The 446-nt window shown below is 66.4% G+C and carries 1 pseudogene; it reads right to left on the minus strand.

What is annotated here, in order from left to right:
• Positions 1–316 (minus strand): annotated as a pseudogene (locus tag EII42_RS12275) (hypothetical protein); the annotation flags it as partial.
• Between the last annotated feature and the right edge of the window lie 130 nt (positions 317–446).

Consider the following 446-nt stretch of genomic DNA (forward strand, 5'->3'; position numbering starts at 1 on the left):
GGGGGAGGTTGCCGAGGGTTTCTGGGTGGTTGAATTGGTCGATGGGGAGGCCGTTGAAGAGTTTGGGGAGGGTTTCGGCTGGTGGGAGTACGGGCCAGTTGATCTTTGGGGGGAGTTTGCGTTTCGGGGTGGGGGTGCCCAGGTCAATCGGGGTTGGGGTGCCCGACGGCCTGGCCTGGCCCGGGCTGCCGCTAGGACCCGGGCTGGTGCTGGTGGTGGTTGGGGTGGGGCGCCACCACACCACCCCTGCCAGCACGGCGAGCACCACCGCGAGCACCACGGTGACGGCCGGCCAGGGTCGGTGGGTGGTGGGCATTATGGGTTTCGTGCGTTGAGGGCGTGGTCGAGGTATTCGTTGGTCATCGCGAGGATTTCTTCGTCGCTGATGCGGGTCACACCGCTGGATTCGCCCTGGATGAAGGCGTCCTCACCGTAGGCCACGCAGC

Source organism: Tessaracoccus sp. OH4464_COT-324 (genome assembly GCF_003932855.1).
In the GTDB taxonomy this organism is placed as follows: Bacteria; Actinomycetota; Actinomycetes; order Propionibacteriales; family Propionibacteriaceae; genus Arachnia.